General features: G+C 60.0%; 1 protein-coding gene. It reads right to left on the minus strand.

Annotated features, from left to right (window positions below; genetic code table 11):
- Positions 1-260 (minus strand): aldehyde dehydrogenase family protein (locus KVT28_RS25470; protein WP_217550994.1); only part of this gene is annotated, 260 nt, incomplete at both ends.

Consider the following 260-nt stretch of genomic DNA (forward strand, 5'->3'; position numbering starts at 1 on the left):
CAGCGCCGGTGGCTTGAGGATAAAGGTGTTGCCGCACGCCAGCGCGAGGGGGAACACCCCCAGTGGCCCCATCGCCGGGAAGTTAAACGGGGTGATACCGGCGACAACGCCGTCCGGCTGCATCAGCGAATAGCTGTCAACGCCGGTGCCCACGCTCGGTGAGTTCTCACCTTTAATCACATGTGGAATACCGCAGGCATACTCGATCACTTCGATACCGCGCGTCAATTCACACAGCGCATCGGACCACACTTTACCGT

Origin of the sequence: Pantoea sp. GbtcB22, from assembly GCF_019091025.1 — a bacterium.
Lineage (GTDB): Bacteria > Pseudomonadota > Gammaproteobacteria > Enterobacterales > Enterobacteriaceae > Pantoea > Pantoea leporis.